At 68.4% G+C, this 824-nt stretch carries 1 protein-coding gene; it reads right to left on the bottom strand.

Translation table 11 applies throughout. From position 1 onward, the window contains the following. A partial coding sequence (locus ABB25_RS13955) for a YadA family autotransporter adhesin (RefSeq protein WP_425477336.1) occupies positions 1–824 on the bottom strand: 824 nt, incomplete at both ends.

Below are 824 nucleotides of genomic sequence, written 5' to 3'. Positions count from 1 at the left end.
CACCAGCATCGCTGTTGGGGTTGCCGCTGGCCTGGAAGTACTTGCTGGTTTGCGCTGCGGCATCGGCCACCGCCGTGAGCTGGTCCAGGTTCACCGCGTCAGTGCCGGCGGTACCGGCGGCGACGTTGGTGATCTGGCGCTCGGCACCGGCACTGCCCACCGACACGCTGTTGTCGCGGTCGGCCAGCGAACCGTCACCCAGGGCAACGCTGTTGGCGGCACTGGCGATGCTGTCGGCACCGATGGCGGTGCTGTAGGCAGCGGACGCTTCAGCGAAGTTGCCCACCGCGGTGCTGTTGACACCGGCCGCCCAGGCCGCACCACCCACTGCGGTGGAGTAGTTGCCCGAGGCTTCGGCGGCAAACAACCCGCCCAGCGCACCGCCCACCGCCACCGAGTTGGTGCCGCTGGCCAGTGCGCCCTGGCCCACCGCAACCGCGGTGCTACCCGAGGCCTGGGCATCGGAACCAAAGGCTGCACTGTTGCTGCCCGAGGCGATGGCCGAGTTGCCCACTGCCGTACTGTTGAGGCCAGTAGCTTCGGCCCAGCCGCCCACCGCAGTGCTGTAGTCATTGCTGGCAACCGACTGGAAGCCCACCGCCGTGGTGATATCGCCATCGGCCAGGGCCTCGGCACCGAAGGCGCTGGCGCCATCCCCGTTGGCGGTGGCAAAGAAGCCCACGGCACTGGATTCAATCCCGTTGGCTTCGGCCAGGCTGCCGCTGGCCAGCGAACCATCGCCATTGGCCTGGGCCGCGGCACCAAAGGCCGCACTCATCTCACCGGCGGCGATGCTTTCGGCACCGACCGCCACGCTGTAATCA

The organism is Stenotrophomonas koreensis (assembly GCF_001431525.1).
In the GTDB taxonomy this organism is placed as follows: domain Bacteria; phylum Pseudomonadota; class Gammaproteobacteria; order Xanthomonadales; family Xanthomonadaceae; genus Stenotrophomonas; species Stenotrophomonas koreensis.
This window is presented reverse-complemented; position numbering and strand designations above follow the sequence as displayed.